Source organism: Streptomyces celluloflavus (assembly GCA_000720995.1).
GTDB lineage: Bacteria > Actinomycetota > Actinomycetes > Streptomycetales > Streptomycetaceae > Streptomyces > Streptomyces celluloflavus.
On sequence record JOEL01000158.1, the window covers coordinates 1 to 284 of the forward strand.

The window sequence follows — 284 nt, forward strand, 5'->3', positions numbered from 1 at the left end:
GCGAAGCCGTCGGCCTGCGTGATCGACGCGCAGAGCGTGAAGACCTCCACCAGCGTCCCCGCCGCCGGGCAGGGCATCGACGCGGCGAAGAAGATCGTGAGCCGCAAGCGGAGCATCGTCACCGACGCCCTCGGACTGATGCTCATGGTGCTGGTCACGGCCGCGAGCGTGCAGGACTCCGTCGGCGGCACCGACCTGATCGACCACGTAGCAGCCGCCCACCCCTCGATCCGCAAAGCCTGGGTCGACGGCGGCTACCGCCAGCACCTCGTCGAACACGCCGC

Annotated in this window: 1 protein-coding gene; it reads left to right on the plus strand. The window is 70.1% G+C overall.

The genetic code is table 11. The features are described 5' to 3' along the window. Positions 1 to 284, plus strand: a 284-nt coding sequence (locus IH09_RS36290) for a transposase (RefSeq protein ID WP_190233540.1), incomplete at both ends; no start/stop codon positions are given.